Origin of the sequence: Bacillus sp. MYb209 (assembly GCF_002975175.1) — a bacterium.
GTDB lineage: Bacteria > Bacillota > Bacilli > Bacillales > Bacillaceae_G > Bacillus_A.
This window is the reverse complement of record NZ_PCNZ01000018.1, coordinates 58,418-80,031: the sequence shown is the minus strand read 5'-3', so window position 1 is coordinate 80,031 and position 21,614 is coordinate 58,418. Positions and strand designations below refer to the sequence as shown.

Here is a 21,614-nt window from a genome sequence, read left to right as displayed (position 1 = left end):
ATGGAACAGAAGTTTATTGAAAAATGTAATCATGATGAGCTTGACTATGTTATAAAAGACTATTGGCAGGATGTATGGAATTATTCATTTATTATTACGAAAGATCCGCACTTATCAGATGACATCACGCAAGATGTATTTATAAAGGTTTTTAAACATTGGCATTCATTTCGAAAAGAGTCATCTATTAAAACGTGGATATTAAAAATTACAAGAAATACTGCAATAAACTATTTGAAATCCTCCTATTTTAAAAGGATTTCTTTAATAGGATTTTTTAGTGACGATAAGCAATCTTTGTCGGCGGAACAAGAATTTTTTAAGCAAGAGGAAATGAATGATGTGTGGGAGGTTGTATTAAAACTACCTAAAAAACACCGTGAAATAATAATATTGGACGCAAAATATGAATTGTCTTATGAAGAAATGGCTGAAACATTAGGAGTGTCAATTGGAACTGTAAAATCTAGATTAAGCCGAGCGAGAAGTAAGGTTTCAAAATTAATAGGGGAGGGTAGAAATGATGAACAATAAAAAAAATCCCGACTGGTATAGCAAATTAAAAAATGGGCCAATGGAGCATCGTAAAGATGAAGAAGAATTTATTTATAAAATAAAGCAATCGATATACCAAAATAGTGGAGTAGATTCTGTAACATACAAGAAACCATTTCGTAAAAAAGCATTGCCTATTGTAGTTGTTTTGGTTTGTACAATGTTATTTTTTATTGTTCAACAACCTTGGCTTGATGATAATAAATCACCGGTACAAAGTAGTACTCAAATTAAGCCTAAAACAAAAGATGAATCTGCTCAAGATCCATCATTAAAACAATTTATGAATGACTTATATCGAAGTACAAATTCTAAAAATGAAAATGATTTGTATAGAGCATTAAATGATGAAGTTATATTTAAAGGGAGTATGTATAAGAAGGATGAATTGCAGTTTGATGAGGATATTTTTCATGAGTTGCAAGTCGCTCTTACAATGGGAGGAGAATTTGCAAATGATACAAAGAAAGTATACAAAATACCAAGTGGATTGACAGAAAGTAATCAATCAAAGCAAGAACATTATATATATGCAACTGTTATTGGAAACAAAACAAAAATTTTAGCTGAACCAAAACTAGAATCACAAGTTTTATATCAAGTATCTAATGAAATGGTAAAAGCTTGGATTCCGGAAACAATGCAGAATGATGGATATATAAAAATATCGACTATTAACGGTAATACTGGATATGTACAAAAAGAGTATGTTTTAACTGATATTAAATATTCTTTCATGTTCGAAAAAAATGATGAAGGTAAATGGAAAATAACGAATATAGATTCTATATGGTAAAGAGGAAGGTTCACTTTAATGAACTTTCCTCTTTGTTTTTATTTTCTTTTTGAAGAGTATTCCAGGACTCTAAAATTTCTGATGTAACGAGAGCGGCAATATTTTTTTCTGAATTGTTACCAGGAATAACGACAGAAATAGCAATTTGTGGATCTTCGGTAGGAGCATATGCAATGAAAAGAGAATGATTTATCACTCTTTCTTGCTCATTCGGAGAACCTGTTATACCCGTTTTACCTGCGACATCAAAGGGCAAGTTTTTAATCTCCTGTATATTTTGACTCATCCCACCTTGCATGACACTCCAAAATTTCATGGGATAACGATTTGAACTTTCTAAAATTGGTTTAAACTTTTTTGTTTCCTTACCGTCTCGACCAATTATAGCACTTACGATTTGAGGCTTATATTTATCACCTTTACTTGCCAAAGTTGCTGCATATTGAGCGAGTTGAAGAGGAGTATGCACTTCATTTCCTCCCCAAGAGGCATTTAATAAAGCGGAGATCCCATTTTCAAACTTATTAGATGGATGGAATTCATATTGTCCGTCTTCTTCAAAGGGTAAATCAATACCCGTTTTAGAGCGAAGACCGAATTGCTTTAAATAATCTGTCCATATATTTGCTACTTTTTCTATATTCCCATTATTTTGGTTGAATAAGGGTAGAGCTACTTTTGCTGTCATAAATGTATTAGATGAATTAATGATAGCCTGGCTGGGTGTAATTTCACCTGTTGGCGTTCCAGGTGCATTAGTAATGTTATTTTGATTATCATACTGAAAAGTACCTTTATCTAAATAAGTATCTTCAGGTTGAAAAAGCTTTTCGTTTAATCCAATTAAAATAGTAAGTGGCTTTATAGTAGAGGCCATATTTACATAAGATTCACCATACTTTAATTTTTGAATTGCTTTATTTTGCGACAATGATTTGATGTTTTCTTTTTTAGATGATACATGTGTATGTAATGTATTTGGATCAAAAACTGCTGAGTTGGCCATAGTTAAAATTGCACCAGTTTTTACATCGGTCACTACAGCATAACCAGCGTTAGCATCACGTATTTTCTTAATTTGAGATCTTAATGCTTCCTCTGTTTTTTGCTGCAACTTAGAGTCTAAAGCTAGCTGGACATCTTTTCCTTTTTGTACTTTTTGAATGCTCCATAAGAACTTTTTATTATTCATTTTAAAAATCAGAGTTTTTCCTGATTTTCCTTTTAAATCATTTTCATATTGAAGCTCAATCCCACTTTTTCCAACAGGTCCATACTTAGAATTAAGGTCATTTTCTACATACCCAATTAGCTGTGAACCAATTTCATGTTTGGGATAATATCGAATTAATTCATCTTTGATTATTACATGATTGGGTTTGTTCTTGTTTATGAATGTAAGTTCATTCTCATTTATGTCAGAGTATAACGGTATATCATTCATAGTCTGCTTTTTACAAGATTGTTGTAATTGCGATTTTATGTCCTCTGCAGAAATGTCATGTTGAAACTCGCTTGAAAATTGATTGAAAAAAGCTAATGTGTTTGATGTATCTTGATTCGATAGCTTTTCATCATTAGAAGTGCAATATAGAGACTTAACTTTCTTATTTGTAGCTAGTATTACACCATTTTGATCAAAAATTTTTCCTCTTTCAGCTGAAGAAGTTGCGATAGTAATTGAAATGAAGTTGATTTTTAATAAAATTAGTAAAATCAAACCTACAATAGAAAGAACCGCAAAAAATCTCCATCTTTTTGTATGTAACATATAGCCCTCCCTTATGTAGCCTATTTCATCTTATAGTTAATTATTTTTTTTGTAAATGTGGAACAACTTTATTACTTAGGTTGTCTATTAAGTATTACAGCATGAAGAAAGGAATAATCAGTATGAAAAGTTACTAGCAAGTCTATGTGTAAGTTTAATATGAGTCATTATACAGTTTAGCATTTCTAATGCAAGCGACAAAAAAATAGAGAGAAAAACAGGAAGGGAGATTTATCAATTACGCGGCTAAACCAAAAGAAATTGAAGCTTACAAGGATTTAGAAAAAAAGATAAGACACTATTTATAACTGAATGGTGGTTTCTAATATATAGGGAACGTATTTAGTATATTTATTTACTAAGTATTAGTGAGGAGTTCCGGAAGAATTATATGGAGGATTTATGAAAAAACAAAAAGAAAAGAAGCAGAAGACATATATATCTATTCGATTAAATATAATGTTCCTTTGCATATTTGTACTATTCTCAGCTATTATTATGCAGCTAGGAAAAGTACAAATCGTTGAGGGAGAGGCTTATAAGAACCAAGTGGAAAACAGTCAAAATGAAACAACTAGTATACCAGTTCCACGTGGACAAATTCTAGATCGAGAAGGAAAAACGGTCGTTAATAATAAATCTCTTCGCACAATTACGTATACAAGGGTGAAGGGGATTACGAGTGAAGATATATTAAAAACAGCAAAAGGATTGGCGAAAGTACTTGAAATGCCCGAACAAGATATAAATAAGTTAACCGATATCGATAAAAAAGATTTCTGGATGCAATTGAATACGAAACGTGCGGAATCAAAGATTACTAAAAAAGACATAGGAAAGTTTAAAGAAAAGGGAATAGAGGGAAAAGAACTAGACAAAAAAATTCAAGACTTAAGACGAAGTCGCGTTACAGAAGTAGAATTGGCAGAATTAACAGCACAAGATTTAAAGGTGTTAGCTATTAAAAGTAAAATGAGTTCAGGTTATCAACTAACACCACAAATTATTAAAAAAGATGTGACAGATCAAGAATATGCGCGGATAAGTGAAAACCTTGCGGAGTTTCCAGGAGTAGATGCAACAGTTGATTGGGAACGTAATTATGTAAATGGTAATTTATTTCGTTCCGTGTTAGGTAATATTACAAGTAGTGAAGAAGGATTACCGAAAGAAAACTTAGATTCTTATTTGGTACGTGGATATAACCGTAATGATCGTGTAGGAAAAAGTTATATTGAACAACGATATGAAGATGTATTACACGGTACAAAAGAAGAAGTGAAAAACATTACTGATAAAACAGGAAACATTATAAACACAGAAATAATCTCTAAAGGAAAAAGTGGTAATAGTTTAACATTAACGATTGATATGGAATTACAAAAGAAAGTGGAAGAAAGTATAGAGAAAAATTTGAGAGCTTTTAAGAGTTCAGAGCCACTGTTGGACCGAGCGTTTGTCGTCATGACAAATCCAAATAACGGACAGATTTTATCTATGGCAGGCAAAAAGATTGTAGAAAAAGAAGGGAAAATAGAGATTGAGGATTTGGCATTAGGTAACATGACAACTTCGTATGAGCTAGGGTCAGCTGTAAAAGGCGCAACGATATTAACTGGATATGAGACAGGGGCAATACAGCCAGGAGATCAATTTTATGATGCACCGATTAAATTTAAAGGTACACAAGCCAAGAAATCATGGAATGTATCCGGATTTGGTAATATTAATGATTTAAGAGCTTTACAAGTATCTTCGAATGTATACATGTTCCAGACAGCTTTAAAAATTGCGGGAGTTAATTACGTACCAAATGGTTCGTTGGATATTAAACAAGAAGCATTTGATACGATGCGCTATTATTTTAAACAATTTGGTTTAGGTGTCCCAACAGGTATTGATTTACCGAATGAAATAACTGGACAAACGAGAAAAGTAGATAGTCAACCTGGGTTTTTATTAGATTTTTCTATCGGTCAGTATGATACGTATACACCATTGCAATTGGCACAATATATTTCAACTATTGCAAATGGTGTATATAGAATGCAACCCCAAATTGTACAAGAAATACGAGAGCAATCAATAAAAGAAGAAGAGGTCGGTAAAGTTATACGCTCTATAGAGCCTGTCGTATTAAATCGAGTTGATATGAAGAAAGAACATATTGATCGGATAAAAGAAGGCTTTAGATGGGTATTCCAAGAAGGTGATGGAACTGGCGTGAAGTATTTCAAAAATGCTCCATATAAACCAGCAGGAAAGACAGGGACAGCTCAAACTGTATATGGTGGAGATGATCCAATTGGTAGAAATGCAAAAGGAGAACGTATGGAATGTTACAACTTAACATTAGTTGGATATGCTCCATATGATAATCCAGAAGTAGCATTTTCTGTAGTAGTCCCATGGCTTCATGATGATAAAAATGGAATTAATTCTATAATTGGAAAGGAAATTTTAGATGTATACTTTGATTTAAAAAAGCAACGTATACATGGTGAAGCTGCTAGTACAGATAGTTCGAATCAAAATTAGTAAAATTTGTGCACTTTTCTCAGGGGAAGAAACCCTGTTTATATAAAAGCCTTTATAAGTTAAAGAAAAAGGAAGATTTGAAATAAGAGATAGCAGCTATCATAGTTGCTATCTCTTATTTTTGTTAATATCTTGGCTACTAGTTAAAAAGGTTTTAAATTTATGGAACAAACTTGTTTCTTAGATGGTCTAATATGTGTACGTATAAAAACAGGTGTTCAAATAGGATACAGTGTATTGAATTTACTACTTGTTTTCAGTATTGAAAGTTTGAAAGGAATGATGATTTTGAACAACAAGAGGATGCTAAAAATAGGAATATGCGTTGGTATATTAGGTTTAAGTCTTACAAGCCTAGAAGCTTTTGCAGGAGGGGCATTGCAAGTTGAAGCGAAAGAAAAGACCGAACCAGTTAAACATAAAAATCATGCGACGTATAAAGAATTCTCTCAACTTGAGAAAAAATTTGATGCTCGATTAGGTGTGTATGCTATTGATACTGGTACAAATCGAACAATTGCTTATCGACCTAACGAAAGATTTGCCTTTGCATCAACCTACAAGGCATTAGCGGCAGGAGTATTGCTACAGCAAAACTCAATTGAGAAATTAAATGAAGTTATCACTTATACGAAAGACGACTTAGTGGAATATTCACCTGTTACAGAGAAACATGTAGATACCGGAATGGCACTAGGAGAAATTGCTGAGGCTGCTGTTCGTTCCAGTGATAATACTGCAGGGAACATTTTATTTAATAAAATAGGCGGACCCAAGGGATATGAAAAAGCGCTTAGACAGATGGGTGATCGGGTTACTATGGCTGATCGCTTTGAGACAGAGTTAAACGAGGCTATTCCAGGAGACATTCGTGACACTAGTACAGCAAAAGCAATTGCTACGAATCTTAAGGCTTTTACGGTAGGAAATGCGCTTCCAGCTGATAAACGTAAAATTCTTACAGAGTGGATGAAAGGAAATGCTACTGGAGACAAACTTATTCGTGCAGGCGTACCAACTGACTGGGAAGTTGGAGATAAATCTGGAGCTGGAAGTTATGGGACACGAAATGATATTGCTATCGTTTGGCCGCCTAATAGAGCACCCATTATCATCGCAATTTTATCCAGTAAAGATGAGAAAGAGGCTACCTATGATAATCAACTAATTGCAGAGGCTGCTGAAGTTATAGTTAATGCTCTTAAGTGATAATCTTTCAGTTTTTTCATTTCTTTATCTAATGTTATTAAAAGTATAAAATTAGAAAACGATTCTTTTTCGTGTGAAAAGAATCGTTTTTTTTGTATAATTATAATTAAAAGGATAAAAGTAAGAATATAACGAACATATATTACGTATCCGGAATGAAAATTTCATGTACTGAATTATTTTATTAACATAAACAATTTCAAAAAAGTATAATATAATTTAGTTCAAATATATAAGTGTTTTATGAAAATAAAAAGGAGAAACTATGAAAAAAAATATTAATAGATTCATTTTGATTATTAGTACAATAGTTGGTATTAGTATATTTTCATATTTGCAGAACAATTTAATAAGTGTAAGTGAAATTAATATAACATCTAGTAAAATCCCTTCCTCTTTTAAAGGGTTTAAAATCCTTCAACTTTCAGATCTACATAATAAAAAATTTGGTAAAAATCAAGACGTTTTAATTAAAAAAGTAAAAAACTTGAATCCTGATATCATTGTTATTACCGGTGATTTAATTGACAGTAAATCATATGATGCAGAAATTAGTTTGCAAGTAATACGAGAACTTGTGACGGAGTATCCAGTATATTTTGTGACAGGGAATCATGAGCAGTGGTCAGGGAAATATAACAGTTTGGAGAAAAAATTGAAGAAATACAATGTTACTGTTTTAAGAAATGAGCATGCAAGTATTCAAAAAGGTGAGCAAGAAATATACTTACTAGGTATTGATGATCCTGATTTTACTAATGAAAACCGTGACGAAGGAAGTATTATAAAAGCTGAAATTGAAAAAGCAAAGGATAAAACGCAATCAGATGGATATAAGGTATTGCTATCTCATAGGCCTGAATTTTTAGAAGAGTATGCTGACGAGCAAGTAGATTTAGTTTTATCGGGTCATGCACATGGGGGACAAGTTCGGTTACCTTTTATCGGGGGATTAGTTGCTCCTAGTCAAGGAATACTGCCAAAATATACAGCGGGTTTATATGAAAAACAAAATACGTCTATGATAGTTAGTAGAGGATTAGGCAATAGTATCATTCCGCAAAGAGTTTTTAATAGACCTGAGATTGTAGTCGTGCAGTTAAATTAATCTGTACGGCTTTTTTGTTCAGGGGAATAATTTAAAGGGAGTTTTTCTTCAGTACAAGTTTCTATTACAATTTTGTTAAAATTTTTCAACGTTACATAAAGTAACAAAATTTGACCTATTGATTTTGTTATAGTTTAAATAATCAAAAAATTAAAAATTAGTCGAGTTAAAATAGTTATTATTAAACGATATTAACAATATAAAGGGGTGTACAAATGCATAAAGAATTTGAAATTGAAGAATATACGGCGATCGAGGAGCAAATTCATTATTATAGTACGTCTTTATTAGTAAGTCATCCTGAGCAAATTGTAAAGTATTTAGAAAAACGGTTAGAAAAGTATGCAGAAACGTTACAATATGCACATTTATATCCGGAAACGGTTATATTACCAATACAGCAAATAGTTATCGAATATTCTTTAGATGTTGCTAGAATTAGAAGGTATTTAAATTTAAAAACATAACAAAAATCGAATAATTTACAATGAAACAGAGTCGACTTTAAGAAAAGATATTCTAATGTCGACTCTGTTTCATTGTTTTAATAAGTAACAGAAAAAATATTTATTAGTATTGTTTGACATATAATAACTCGAGAGTAAAATAAAAGTGAGTACTCACTCATTTTAAAGAAAAGGGGGATTTTTAGTGCAACAACCTTCAATTATTTTACGAGATGTATCAAAAAGTTTTGGGAAAAAAGAAGTTTTGCATAACCTTTCAATGCAAGTAGAAAAAGCAGAAATTTTTGGCTTGGTTGGACCTTCCGGATCAGGGAAAACAACACTCATTAAAATGATTGCAGGTATTAATGAGTCAACTACAGGGGATGTCATTGTTTTTAATACAAACATGCCTAATTTAAATGAAATGAAAAGAATTGGTTATATGGCTCAGGCTGATGCATTATACGAAGAACTATCAGCATATGAAAATGCAGATTTTATTGCAACGATGTATGGGTTAAAAGGTAAGCGTAAGAAAGAGAGAATCGAAGAAGCTTTTGAACTTGTACAATTATCAGTGCATATGAAAAAGCAAGTACAGCATTTTTCAGGTGGAATGAAAAAACGTTTATCATTGGCGATAGCACTCCTTCATGAACCAGAAATATTAATTTTAGATGAGCCAACAGTTGGGATAGATCCTCTACTTCGAAAATCGATTTGGGAGAAGTTTTATGACCTTAAAAAGAAAGGAACAACTATTATTGTAACAACGCACATTATGGATGAAGCTGAGTTTTGCGAACGTCTAGGGCTAATTAGAGAAGGGAATTTGGTTGCGATGGGCACACCGGAGGAATTGAAAAAACAAACATCTTCTGGACGAATTGAAGATGTCTTTATGTTAGAAGGAGTGATTGAATCATGAGAGTTAATGGTGTAGTCATTCGTATCATTCGTCAATTTTTTCGAGATAAGCGTTCTTTAGCAATGATGTTTGGGGCACCAATGTTATTACTTTGGTTATTGTCGCTAGTATTTACACAAAAAGACTATATACCGCATATTGCTGTAGTCGATGTGCCTGCTCCTATAGTAAAAGTAATGAAAAATCAAGAAGTGTCAATTTACGAATATAGTAAAGACAAAGCAATTTCGGAGTTAGAAAAACAAAAGGTAGATGCAGTAATTCATTTAGAGAATGGAAAAATGAATCTTCTATTAGAAGGCAGTGATTCATCAAAAAATCGTGCGGTACTTCAAGTATTGCAAAAGAGTACAGAGAAGAATGATGTATCAATGATGAAGCCTGAAGTGGATTATTTACATGGCTCTAAAGACATTACGATGTTCGATGGGCTTGGTCCCGTATTAATTGGTTTCTTTACATTTTTCTTTGTATTTATATTGTCCGGAGTTTCTTTCGTAAGAGAACGTTTAAGTGGTACATTAGAGAGATTATTGTCCACACCAGTGAGAAGATGGGAAATAGTTGTAGGATATATTATTGGTTTTGGAATCTTTGCATTTATACAATCTATTATAATTGTAAGTTTTTCAGTTTATATTTTAGATTTATATGTAGCTGGCTCAATATGGCTAACGCTACTTATTACATGTATGCTTTCTTTAACTGCACTAACATTAGGCACATTTTTATCGGCATACGCAAATAATGAATTTCAAATGATTCAGTTTATACCGCTTGTTATCGTGCCACAAGTCTTCTTTTCTGGGTTGTTTCCAATGGAATCCATGAATACATGGTTACAAATGTTAGGTAAATTATTTCCACTCACATATGGTGCCGACGCTATGAGGCAAGTAATGATTCGGAATCAAGGGTTTGCAGAAATTGCTTTAGATCTTACTGTTTTACTTCTTTTTTCACTATTATTTGCAGTAGGAAATGTATTTGCTTTAAAGAAACATCGCAAAATATAATGACGACAAAAAGGAGCATTATAAATGAAGAAGGATTGGCTGGAAGAATTAGTTGCCGCAACGGATACTGATAAACGTAATGAACGTCAAATGCGTATATTAGAGGCGGCTGTTGATATGTTTGGAGAAAAAGGATACGCCTCAACTTCAACAAGTGAAATTGCAAAGAGAGCTGGTGTAGCGGAAGGAACAATCTTCCGCTACTATAAAACGAAAAAAGATTTATTGTTTGCAGTCGTGATGCCGACCTTAACAAAGTTTGCTGCACCATTTTTCGTACAAGCCTTTGCAAAAGAAATATTTAAAACAGATTATGAATCGTATGAAGTGCTTTTAAGAGTAATAATTCAAAATAGATTTGAATTTGCTAAAAAGCACTTTCCAATGATAAAAATATTAATTCAAGAAGTACCATTTCAGCCTGAACTAAAAAGTGAAATACAACAATTAATAGAAACAGAACTGCTTGTACATTTTAAAAAGTTGATTGCAAAGTTTCAAGATGAAGGAGAAATTATTAAACTTCCACCATCTTCCGTATTACGTCTTACTTTATCAGCTGTACTAGGGTTACTCTTAACGAGGTTCTTATTATTACCTGAAGAGAAATGGGACGATGAAGTGGAAATTGAAAATACGATTCAATTTATATTGTATGGACTAACGCCACGGAGGTAATGTGATGCGACAATTTGCTAAACCTAAAATTGTTGTAAGTAAATGCTTAGAATTTGATGCCTGTAGGTATAATGGAGAGAGGGTTCCAGATATAACAATTCGAAATTTAAAGCCATATGTTACATTTATACCAGTATGTCCTGAAGTAGAAATTGGTTTAGGGACTCCCCGTGAAACGATACGAATTGTAGAAAAAAATGGTACGAATAGGCTTGTGCAACCGTCAACACGAGAAGACGTAACTAAAAAAATGGAACAATTTTCAAATGAGTTTTTACAAACATTATCTGAAGTTGACGGTTTTATTTTGAAGAATCGTTCGCCAAGTTGCGGAACTCGTGATGTGAAAATCTATTCTGGTTTTGAAAAAGGACCAGTAAAAGGAAAAGGAACTGGATTATTTGGCGGAGCAGTAATAAAAAATTTTTCGCATCTTCCAATTGAAGAAGAAGGTAGATTGTCGAATTTTATTATTAGAGAGCATTTCTTTACAAGATTGTTTACAATCGCGCATTACAAAATGATTAAACATACTAAAAATATGAAAGAACTCGTAGCGTTTCAATCAGATTATAAGTATTTATTTATGGCATATAATCAGGTGAAACAAAAAGAATTAGGGCGTATTATTGCAAATCAAAAAAATGAAACGATTGAAGTTGTATTTGATAACTATGAGAAGACTTTATATGAATTATTTATGCACGCGCCCCGCTATACATCGAATGTAAATGTATGTGAGCACATTTTCGGATATTTTAAAACAAAGCTAAAAAAACAAGAAAAAGTTCATTTTTTAGAGCTGTTACAGAAGTATTCTGAAAAGAAAATCCCACTTAGTAGTTTACTTGTAATTTTAAAAACATGGGCCATTCGATTTGATGAAAAGTACTTATTAAGACAAACATATTTTGAACCATACCCTGAAGCTTTAGTAGAAATTTCTGATTCGGGAAAAGGTAGAGATTATTAAACATTTTGATACATAATTCGACAAAAACCCCTATGTTGTTGTAGAACAATGTAGGTTTTTTTTTGTGCATTGGTACAGAATCTGTTTTAAAATTAAGTTATGACAGAATTATAGCAATTGTCTAACTAATATTCGTTTCTTTTAAGAAGTAATGTTTGTAGTAGAAACTCGCACGCTGTCGAAACTCAATATTCGATAAGGGGTGTGTAGCGGAATGGAATTTACTCTAACTCGCGAAAAACAAATGATTAAAGAAATGGTACGTGACTTTGCTGAAAAGGAAATCGCACCGAAAGCTGTGTATTATGACAAAACTGCAGAGTTTCCATATGAAACATTTCAAAAAATGGGCGAACTAGGATTATTAGGCATCCCATTCCCAGAAGAGTATGGAGGTTCAGGTGGCGATACGTTATCGTACGCGTTAGCAGTTGAAGAAATTGGTCGTGCTTGTGGTGGTACTGGTTTAAGCTATGCTGCAACAATTTCATTAGGTGCTTCTCCAATTTATTATTTCGGTACAGAAGAACAAAAACAAAAGTATTTAGTTCCAATGGCGTCAGGTAAAACATTAGGTGCCTTCGGATTAACAGAGCCGAACGCTGGATCTGATGCAGGAGGCACACAAACGAAAGCAATATTAGATGGCGATGAATATGTAATTAGTGGCGAAAAGTGTTGGATCACAAATGCAGAGTATGCAAATACAATTATTGTAACCGCTATCAACGGTTTTGAAGACAATGGTAAGAAACGTATTTCTGCATTTATTGTACCGACTACTAGTGAAGGATTAACGATCTCAAGTCCGTACGATAAGATGGGTGTTCGAGCTTCTAATACTTGTGAAATCGTACTTGATGGTGTGCGTGTACCGAAAGAAAATATACTTGGTGATGTAAATAAAGGATTTAAACAATTCTTATATACACTTGATGGAGGACGTATTTCAATCGCAGCATTAGCAGTAGGTATTGCACAATCTGCATTTGAACGTGCATTGCAATATGCGAAAGAACGTCAACAATTTGGAAAAACGATTTCTAATTTCCAAGCGATTCAATTTAAATTGGCTGATATGGCGACTGAAGTGGAATTAGCTCGTAATTTAGTACATAAAGCAGCTTGGTTAAAAGATAACGATAAACCTTTCGGTAAAGAAGCGGCTATGGCAAAATTGTTTGCATCTGAAGCAGCTAGTCGTATTGCGAATCATGCAGTACAAATTCATGGTGGATATGGCTATATGCGTGAATATGAAGTTGAACGATATATTCGTGATGCAAAACTTTTAGAAATTGGTGAAGGAACTTCTGAAATTCAACGTCTCGTAATTGCAAGACATTTAGGATGTAGATAAAAAGGAGGAGTCACTATGTTTCAAAAAATATTAATTGCTAATCGCGGGGAAATCGCAGTTCGTATTATGAAAACTTGTCAAAAACTTGGCATTCGTACCGTTGCTATTTATTCTGAGGCTGATGAAAATGCCCTTCATGTGAAATTGGCAAATGAAGCTTACTTAGTAGGCGGTCCACGTGTCCAAGAAAGCTATTTAAACCTTGAAAAAATTATTGAAATAGCTAAGAAGACAAATGCTGAAGCAATCCATCCGGGGTACGGATTATTATCAGAGAATCCATCTTTTCCGATTCGCTGTAAAGAAGAAGGAATCGTATTTATCGGTCCTTCAGAAGAAATTATTACTAAAATGGGAAGTAAAATTGAGTCACGTATAGCGATGCAAGCAGCAGATGTGCCAGTAGTTCCAGGCATTACTACAAATATTGAAACTGCTGAAGAAGCAATTGAAATTGCAAAACAAATTGGTTATCCATTAATGCTTAAGGCATCCGCGGGTGGCGGAGGCATTGGAATGCAGTTGATGGAAACTGAGCAAACGCTCACCAAAGCATTTGAAAGTAATAAAACAAGAGCGCAAAATTTCTTTGGTAACGGAGAAATGTATTTAGAGCGCTATATAGCAGATGCACACCATATTGAAATTCAGCTTTTAGCAGATACACATGGTAATACAGTGTATTTATGGGAACGCGAATGTTCAGTGCAGCGCCGAAATCAAAAAGTAATTGAAGAAGCACCTTCACCATTTTTAGATGAAGGTACACGAAAAGCTATGGGAGAAGTTGCTGTACAAGCTGCTAAAGCACTTGGTTATACAAATGCAGGTACAGTTGAGTTTCTTGTAGATGATCAGAAAAACTTCTATTTCTTAGAAATGAATACGAGATTACAAGTAGAACATCCAGTTACGGAAGAAATTACTGGTTTAGACCTTGTTGAACAACAACTTCTTATCGCATATGGTGAGAAGCTATCATTTACACAAGATGATGTAAAACGTAGTGGTCATGCCATTGAGGCTCGTATTTATGCAGAAGATCCGAAAACATTCTTCCCATCACCTGGGAAAATTACAGATTTAATTTTACCGACAAATGTACGTATTGATCACTTTTTGGAGAATCAAGTAACGATTACACCTTTCTATGATCCAATGATTGCGAAAGTAATCGCTCATGGTGAAACTCGTGAAGAAGCGATTTCAAAATTACAGGATGCGTTGCAAGAGTTAAAAGTAGAAGGTATTAAAACAAACACACCAATGCTACTACAAGTATTGGAAGATGATGTGTTCAAAAGTGGTATTTATACAACGGGTTTTGTAACGAAACAACTTGTTAAAAAATAAGATTTATGAATATTAAGGGGGAAAAAATGATGACGAAAGTATATGCATCGATGGCAGGAAATGTTTGGAAGATTGTTGTAGGAGTAGGAGACACAGTAGAGGAAGAGCAGGATGTCGTCATTTTGGAATCTATGAAAATGGAAATTCCAATCGTTTCAGAAGAAGCCGGAACTGTTATGAAAATAAGCGTTCAAGAAGGCGATTTTGTAAATGAAGGAGATGTATTACTAGAAATTGAATAGGGAGATATAGGGGGAAGCGAATTGAAACTACCTAATTTTGCTGTCATTAAAGAAGTCGGGCCACGTGATGGCTTACAGAATGAAAAAAAGATTGTTGGCACAAAAGATAAAGTAAAATGGATTCAACTACTTACAGAAGCGGGATTGTCGTACGTTGAAGTTTCCTCATTCGTTCACCCTAAATGGGTTCCTGCATTAGCAGATGCAAGTGATGTATTTTCTGAGCTAAAAAGGGATCCAAATGTTACATATGCAGCGCTTGTTCCAAATCAAAATGGTTTGGAACGAGCTTTTTTGCAAAATGTAGATGAGGTGAATGTTTTTTTATCAGCAAGTGAATCTCATAATAAAAGTAATATTAATAAATCAATTAAAGAAGCATTAGCTGTAATTGAAGATATAACAAAGCAGGCAACATTCGAAGGGAAAAAGGTAAGGGGCTATGTTTCTACTGTATTTGGATGCCCTTATGAAGGAGACATAAGTGTTGAAGCGGTTGACGAAATATGTAATCAACTATTTTCATACGGCATTTATGAAATCTCTCTTGGTGACACGATTGGTGTAGCGAATCCGTTACAAGTAGAGCAAGTATTAGAACATTTATTAAAGAAGTATGATGCTTCGCAGTTTGCAATGCATTTTCATAATACGTATGGAATGGCACTGGCAAATGTAGTTAAGTCTTTAGAACATGGTATTACAACGTTTGATAGTTCTTGTGGTGGACTTGGAGGATGCCCTTATGCACCAGGAGCATCGGGTAATGTTGCTACTGATGACTTAGTACATATGCTCCATAAGTTAGGTGTCCAAACAAATATAGACGAAGAAAAGTTATTGAGAGCTAGTCAATTTATTCAAAGTAAGTTAAATATCCAATTACCGAGTCATGTGTATAGAGCGCTTCAGCATAAAACGATAAGTAGGTGAGAAGATGCTACAATTACAAAACATTTCCGTTGACTATGTTACACCGCACGTTGTAAAGATTTCGTTAAATCGTGAAAGACAAGCAAACTCATTATCTTTGGCATTATTAGAAGAATTACAAACTATATTAACTCAAATAAACGAAGAATCAAATACGCGCGTTGTTATTTTAACAGGGGCTGGTGAAAAAGCGTTTTGCGCTGGTGCGGATTTAAAAGAGCGTGCCAACATGAATGAAGAACAAGTTCGCCATGCTGTGGCTATGATTCGTTCTACTATGGAGATGGTTGACCAATTATCACAACCAGTTATTGCTGCTATTAATGGAATCGCACTTGGTGGAGGTACTGAATTAAGCTTAGCTTGTGATTTTAGAATTGCTTCTGACACTGCAAGTCTAGGTCTTACTGAAACTTCCCTTGCAATTATACCTGGTGCGGGTGGTACTCAGCGCTTACCGAGATTAATTGGAGTTGGTAGAGCGAAAGAATTAATTTATACAGGAAGACGTATTTCGGCGCAAGAAGCGAAAGAATATGGTTTAGTAGAATTCGTAGTACCAGCTGATTTACTAGAAGAGAAAGCAATTGAAATTGCAGATCGAATTGCTAATAATGGTCCAATTGCCGTTCGATTAGCAAAAGAGGCAATTTCAAATGGTATTCAAGTAGATTTACATACCGGATTACAAATGGAAAAACAAGCGTATGAAGGCGTAATTCATACGAAAGATAGATTAGAAGGATTACAGGCATTCAAGGAAAAACGCAAACCAATGTATAAGGGGGAGTAAATATGTTAGATCAAAAACAACAATCTAATTCATTTGAAGAACGAGTTGAAACAATTAAGCAAGGCGGGGCACCGAAATATCATGAGCAAAACAACGCAAAAGGCAAACTTTTTGTTCGAGATCGTTTAGCTCTTCTATTTGATAATGGCGAATATGTAGAAGATGCATTATTTGCAAATTGTGAACAAACAGGATTACCAGCTGATGGTGTTGTAACTGCAACTGGTAAAATACATGGTCGTACTGCATGCGTAATGGCAAATGATTCAACAGTTAAAGCCGGATCATGGGGGGCACGTACAGTTGAAAAGATTTTACGTATTCAAGAAACGGCTGAAAAATTACGTGTGCCATTGTTTTATTTAGTGGACTCTGCTGGGGCACGTATTACCGATCAAGTAGAAATGTTCCCGGGACGCCGCGGTGCAGGAAGAATCTTTTATAATCAAGTGAAATTATCAGGTAAAGTACCGCAAATCTGCTTATTATTTGGGCCTTCAGCAGCTGGTGGTGCGTATATTCCAGCATTTTGTGATGTTGTTATGATGGTGGAAGGAAATGCATCTATGTATTTAGGGTCTCCACGTATGGCTGAGATGGTTATCGGCGAGAAGGTAACTTTAGAAGAGATGGGTGGAGCTCGTATGCATTGCTCTGTATCAGGGTGCGGAGATGTATTATGTAAGACAGAAGAAGATGCAATTACGCAAGCTAGACAATATATTTCTTATTTTCCAAGTAACTATTTAGAAAAGACTCCTTTGATTACACCTCAAGAACCGAAACAGTTCGATAAAACGTTAGAAGAAATCATTCCAGAAAATCAAAATGCTCCTTTCAATATGAAGGATCTCATTAACAGAATTATTGATGAAGGTTCTTTCTTTGAAGTAAAAAAATTATTTGCTCAAGAACTAATTACAGGTTTAGCACGTATTGATGGTAAGCCAATTGGCATTATTGCAAATCAGCCACGTATGAAGGGCGGCGTATTATTCCACGATTCAGCTGATAAAGCAGCGAAGTTTATAAATTTATGCGATGCATACCATATTCCATTATTATTCCTTGCAGATGTACCTGGATTTATGATTGGTACAAAAGTAGAACGTGCTGGTATTATTCGTCACGGCGCAAAAATGATCTCTGCAATGAGTGAAGCAACTGTACCGAAAATTTCTATCGTCGTTCGAAAAGCATATGGAGCTGGCTTATATGCAATGGCAGGTCCAGCGTTTGAACCAGATTGCTGCTTAGCATTACCGACAGCTTCTATTGCAGTAATGGGTCCAGAAGCAGCGGTCAATGCTGTATATGCAAATAAAATTGCAGCTTTACCAGAAGAAGAGCGTGCAAGTTTCATTGCTGAAAAACGTGAAGAGTATAAGAAAGATATAGATATTTATCATTTAGCATCTGAGATGGTGATTGATGGTATTGTTCATCCAAACAATTTACGTGAAGAGTTAAAAGGCCGATTTGAAATGTATATGAGTAAATATCAAGTATTCACGGATCGTAAACATCCTGTATATCCAGTTTAAAAGCCCTATTTAGGGCTTTCTTGCTCAAAAAGTCAAGGAGGGGAAAACATTGAAACAAGCAGTTTGGTTTCCAACAGAAGAATATAAAGAAAAAACGCGTTTATTTGGTTGGATGAAATCATTAGGCTATGAAGATTACGAGGCCTTTTATAATAAGTCAATTGAAGAAACAGCCTGGTTTTGGGGAGAAGCTGAGAGAGCGGTTGGCTATCAGTGGATGAAACCTTATACAGAAGTATTAGATTTAGAAAATGGTACACCTTTTGCGCAGTGGTATACTGGCGGAACTTGTAACGTTGTAGAATCTGCTTTATCTCGCTGGCTTGCAGACGATGAAACGAAAACACAGCCAGCACTTATGTATGAAGGGGAAAATGGAACTTCGAAATCATTTACATATGAAGAGCTTGATAGTTGGGTAAGTCGTGTTGCAAATGGTTTAAAACACGCTGGTATCGAGAAAGGTGATCGCGTAACAATTTACATGCCAATGATTCCTGAAACAGTTGTTGCTATGTTAGCAGTAATGAAAATTGGAGCGATTATTTCACCAATATTCTCAGGTTTTGCTGCTGATGCAGTAATGACACGTGTACAAGCAGCGGGTTCAAAAATGATTATTACCGCAGATGGCTTTTCACGCCGTGGGAAAATTGTTTCTTTAAAAGATGAAGTAGATAAAGCTTGTGAACATTGTCCAACTGTTGAAAAGGTGGTAATTGTTCGTCATGCAGGAAATGATTTTACACCGCATAATTACGATTTTTCATGGAGTACGTTAGAAAAAGAAAAACCATTCATACATGCTGAGGAAATGCATAGTGATGATCCATTAATGCTCATTTATACATCAGGAACAACTGGTAAGCCGAAAGGAACAGTACACACACATGCTGGTTTTCCGCTGAAATCTGCATTTGATGCAGGATTTGGAATGAATATAAAACAAGGCGACCGCGTATTATGGGTAACTGATATGGGCTGGATGATGGGACCATTTTTACTATTCGGCTCTTTAATTAATGGCGCAACGATGGTTATGTACGAAGGTGTCCCAGACTTCCCAGAAGCAGACCGCTTATGGGAAACAGTCGATAAATATGAGATTACACATCTCGGTATTTCACCAACATTAATCCGTGCTTTAATGGCAAAAGGTGATGAATATGTAAATAAGCACTCTTTAAAAAGTTTAGAAGTATTCGCATCAACAGGAGAACCTTGGAATCCAGACCCATGGATGTGGTTATTTAATACAGTCGGTAAAGGTAAAGTACCAATTTGTAACTATTCAGGAGGAACTGAAATTTCTGGTGGGATTTTCGGAAACGTCCTTATTAAACCAATTGCACCGATTAGTTTTAACGCATCTTTACCAGGAATGGCAGCGGTTGTACTCGATGATCAAGGTAAACCTATTCGTGATGAAGTCGGAGAGTTATGTTTAGAAAAACCTTGGGTAGGTATGACGAAAAGTTTCTGGGAAGATGATGCACGTTATGTGAGCACATACTGGTCACGTTTTGAAAATAAATGGGTCCATGGTGATTGGGTTATTTACGATGGTGAACAATATATTATAACGGGGCGTTCAGATGATACGTTAAATATTGCTGGAAAACGCATTGGGCCTGCTGAATATGAATCTATTCTTGTGAAACATAATAATGTAATAGAAGCAGCCGCTATTGGTGTACCGGATGATGTAAAAGGTGAAGTTTGTCATTGTTTTGTTGTATTACGAGACGGTGTAACATTCTCAGGAGAATTAAAGAAAGAATTAATGAGTTTAGTAAACTCTCATATTGGAAAAGCTTTATGTCCAAAAGACATTCACGTTGTAGAAGATTTACCAAAAACACGAAATTCTAAAGTAATGCGACGTGTCATTAAAGCAGCTTACTTAGGAAAAGAGTTAGGAGATTTATCGTCACTTGTAAATCCTGAAGTAGTGCCGTTTATTCAGGGGTTACAGTCTAGTCAACTATAAAATTATGAATGAGCTCTGTGTAAATAGAGCTCATTTTTAATGTTTACAAAAAGATAAGAGAGAAAAAGTAAATTTGAAGTAGAAAAATTCTACTATAAGTGTTAAGTATGTCTGTTTGTTTTATAGTTTTTATCAAAATAGGATAATTTGCTCTTATTTCTAGAGGGAATTGTACCAAAAATTGCTCCTGACATTGCTCCGATTAAAGTCATAAAAATCGCACTCCATGCTGCAAATGACATAATTACACCTCCTAATAATAAATTGTTGTAACTATATAAAGTTATTGTTTCTTAGCCATTTTAATAGAAATGATGATTGCAACAACTATTAAGAAAATAAGAGGAGACCAAGAAAAGAAAGCCATTTAGTATTCTCCTTTCAATATTAATTTTAAATCTTTGTATAAACCAATTATTACATGTTTGTAAATCGAACATATAGAATATGTAATATTGCATATCGAATTGTAGAATGCGAAGAAGTGAAAACGGTAATTGAATAAAAACGCTATTTTAATAGCAGGGGGCGGAATAGTGCACCTAAAGGAGTATACCATTTACAAAGGTGAATCACTCATATGTATCGGGACTATACAGGAATGCGCGCAGCATATGGGAGCATATGGTGATTCTTAATGTGAAAAGAGAGCCCAAAGGCTCTCTTTAATAGTTATGGGGTCCACCAACAAAACGAAAAGCTGCAAGTGCATCAGTATATTAGAAATTTTGTGAACATGAAGTACAAGGTCCACCAGTAGGTTGAAATACGACATTGTCAACAAAAGCTGTTGCGCCTTCCCCACCTGTAGCAATATTTTGGAAAGCAACACATGCTGCAGTTACACCAGGAAGTATACACACAACAAGAATATAATGTTGGAAAAGAGATTGTGGTTGATTCATAACTGGTATAATATGGGGAATGTTTAATGGACCAAGAGTTGTAGAAAGAGGAGGACATCCATGTCCAAGTTCTGGAAAAGATACAGAAGCTATAAGAAATGCATTATCCCTTACATCCGCAGCAAAAGAAAACGTAAAACAACAACCTTCGTCAACATCAACCAATTGATTAATACTTCCACCTGGTCCAATTGAAGCAGCTAAGAGACTAAGTGTCCCATCTGAAAGAATACGACCACTATGAGCATTTGGAACACCTACTTCTGTAACATCCCCAGCCTGATTCCAACCAGGAACTGGATCGGTTATTACTGGCGGTTCATCAAATCCAGGGTTGTCAAGAACATTAGTACATGGACAACACCCTAAAATAAAAATTCTGTATATTTTTACCTGGAGATGTCAATTTTCTCGTTTTGGGGTATTAGCTTTTCTTAGCTTAATGGCGATAGGTAATAGATAGTAGAAATCGA

At 34.6% G+C, this 21,614-nt stretch carries 18 protein-coding genes and 2 pseudogenes; 17 read left to right on the top strand and 3 right to left on the bottom strand.

Translation table 11 applies throughout. The features are described 5' to 3' along the window. Both CQZ94_RS21695 and CQZ94_RS21690 read left to right on the top strand, forming a co-directional pair. On the top strand, positions 1-534 hold the full coding sequence (locus CQZ94_RS21695; RefSeq protein WP_142395898.1) for an RNA polymerase sigma factor: 534 nt from the start codon (positions 1-3) through the stop codon (positions 532-534). Beyond that, positions 524-1,351: an SH3 domain-containing protein gene (locus CQZ94_RS21690; RefSeq protein WP_142395897.1), complete on the top strand. Its 828-nt coding sequence runs from the start codon at positions 524-526 to the stop codon at positions 1,349-1,351. Before CQZ94_RS21695 ends, CQZ94_RS21690 begins: the two co-directional genes overlap by 11 nt. Before the next feature lie 10 nt (positions 1,352-1,361). Here CQZ94_RS21690 and CQZ94_RS21685 read toward each other — a convergent pair whose 3' ends face one another. Continuing rightward, positions 1,362-3,122: a peptidoglycan D,D-transpeptidase FtsI family protein gene (locus CQZ94_RS21685; protein WP_105587030.1), complete on the bottom strand. Its 1,761-nt coding sequence runs from the start codon at positions 3,120-3,122 to the stop codon at positions 1,362-1,364. Between the two features lie 402 nt (positions 3,123-3,524). Here CQZ94_RS21685 and CQZ94_RS21680 point away from each other — a divergent pair, with 402 nt between their 5' ends. The 15 genes from CQZ94_RS21680 to CQZ94_RS21610 all read left to right on the top strand — a co-directional run bounded on the left by CQZ94_RS21680 (position 3,525) and on the right by CQZ94_RS21610 (position 20,236). Continuing rightward, a complete protein-coding gene (locus CQZ94_RS21680) occupies positions 3,525-5,660 on the top strand; it encodes a peptidoglycan D,D-transpeptidase FtsI family protein (protein WP_105587029.1) in 2,136 nt (711 codons plus the stop codon). 282 nt (positions 5,661-5,942) lie between these two features. Beyond that, a complete protein-coding gene (bla, locus tag CQZ94_RS21675; protein WP_374954554.1) occupies positions 5,943-6,869 on the top strand; it encodes a class A beta-lactamase Bla1 in 927 nt (308 codons plus the stop codon). 265 nt (positions 6,870-7,134) lie between these two features. Beyond that, the gene (locus CQZ94_RS21670; protein WP_105587028.1) at positions 7,135-7,977 is read left to right on the top strand and encodes a metallophosphoesterase; all 843 of its coding nucleotides are present in this window, start codon (positions 7,135-7,137) and stop codon (positions 7,975-7,977) included. 215 nt (positions 7,978-8,192) lie between these two features. Further along, positions 8,193-8,444 (top strand): hypothetical protein, encoded by a 252-nt coding sequence (locus CQZ94_RS21665; protein ID WP_002017002.1) that lies wholly within the window; start codon positions 8,193-8,195, stop codon positions 8,442-8,444. Between the two features lie 184 nt (positions 8,445-8,628). Beyond that, the gene (locus tag CQZ94_RS21660) at positions 8,629-9,354 is read left to right on the top strand and encodes an ABC transporter ATP-binding protein (protein WP_105587027.1); all 726 of its coding nucleotides are present in this window, start codon (positions 8,629-8,631) and stop codon (positions 9,352-9,354) included. Next, positions 9,351-10,370: an ABC transporter permease gene (locus CQZ94_RS21655; RefSeq protein WP_105587026.1), complete on the top strand. Its 1,020-nt coding sequence runs from the start codon at positions 9,351-9,353 to the stop codon at positions 10,368-10,370. Before CQZ94_RS21660 ends, CQZ94_RS21655 begins: the two co-directional genes overlap by 4 nt. Positions 10,371-10,394: 24 nt before the next feature. After that, on the top strand, positions 10,395-11,048 hold the full coding sequence (locus tag CQZ94_RS21650) for a TetR/AcrR family transcriptional regulator (protein ID WP_105587025.1): 654 nt from the start codon (positions 10,395-10,397) through the stop codon (positions 11,046-11,048). A 4-nt stretch (positions 11,049-11,052) separates the two neighbouring features. Further along, positions 11,053-12,021 (top strand): YbgA family protein, encoded by a 969-nt coding sequence (locus tag CQZ94_RS21645; protein ID WP_105587024.1) that lies wholly within the window; start codon positions 11,053-11,055, stop codon positions 12,019-12,021. A 214-nt stretch (positions 12,022-12,235) separates the two neighbouring features. Continuing rightward, positions 12,236-13,381, top strand: coding sequence for an acyl-CoA dehydrogenase (locus CQZ94_RS21640; RefSeq protein WP_105587023.1), 1,146 nt, complete (start codon positions 12,236-12,238; stop codon positions 13,379-13,381). Positions 13,382-13,396: 15 nt separating this feature from the next. Beyond that, on the top strand, positions 13,397-14,734 hold the full coding sequence (locus CQZ94_RS21635; RefSeq protein WP_105587022.1) for an acetyl-CoA carboxylase biotin carboxylase subunit: 1,338 nt from the start codon (positions 13,397-13,399) through the stop codon (positions 14,732-14,734). 26 nt (positions 14,735-14,760) lie between these two features. Then, positions 14,761-14,976, top strand: a complete 216-nt coding sequence (locus CQZ94_RS21630) for an acetyl-CoA carboxylase biotin carboxyl carrier protein subunit (protein ID WP_002136443.1) — start codon at positions 14,761-14,763, stop codon at positions 14,974-14,976. Positions 14,977-14,997: 21 nt separating this feature from the next. After that, positions 14,998-15,909, top strand: a complete 912-nt coding sequence (mvaB, locus tag CQZ94_RS21625; RefSeq protein WP_105587021.1) for a hydroxymethylglutaryl-CoA lyase — start codon at positions 14,998-15,000, stop codon at positions 15,907-15,909. Between the two features lie 4 nt (positions 15,910-15,913). Continuing rightward, positions 15,914-16,702, top strand: coding sequence for an enoyl-CoA hydratase (locus tag CQZ94_RS21620; RefSeq protein WP_105587020.1), 789 nt, complete (start codon positions 15,914-15,916; stop codon positions 16,700-16,702). Positions 16,703-16,704: 2 nt separating this feature from the next. Then, entirely contained in the window at positions 16,705-18,246 is a 1,542-nt protein-coding gene (locus tag CQZ94_RS21615; protein ID WP_105587019.1) for an acyl-CoA carboxylase subunit beta, read from the top strand. 49 nt (positions 18,247-18,295) lie between these two features. Then, positions 18,296-20,236 carry an AMP-binding protein gene (locus CQZ94_RS21610; RefSeq protein ID WP_105587018.1) on the top strand — a complete coding sequence of 647 codons (1,941 nt, stop codon included), beginning with the start codon at positions 18,296-18,298 and terminating at the stop codon, positions 20,234-20,236. A 101-nt stretch (positions 20,237-20,337) separates the two neighbouring features. Here the strand turns inward: CQZ94_RS21610 and CQZ94_RS31840 are convergent. Together CQZ94_RS31840 and CQZ94_RS21605 are read right to left on the bottom strand one after the other, a co-directional pair. Then, a pseudogene (locus CQZ94_RS31840) lies at positions 20,338-20,560 on the bottom strand (hypothetical protein). Positions 20,561-20,955: 395 nt separating this feature from the next. Further along, positions 20,956-21,510, bottom strand: a pseudogene (locus tag CQZ94_RS21605) (collagen-like protein); the annotation flags it as partial. Positions 21,511-21,614 lie beyond the last annotated feature (104 nt).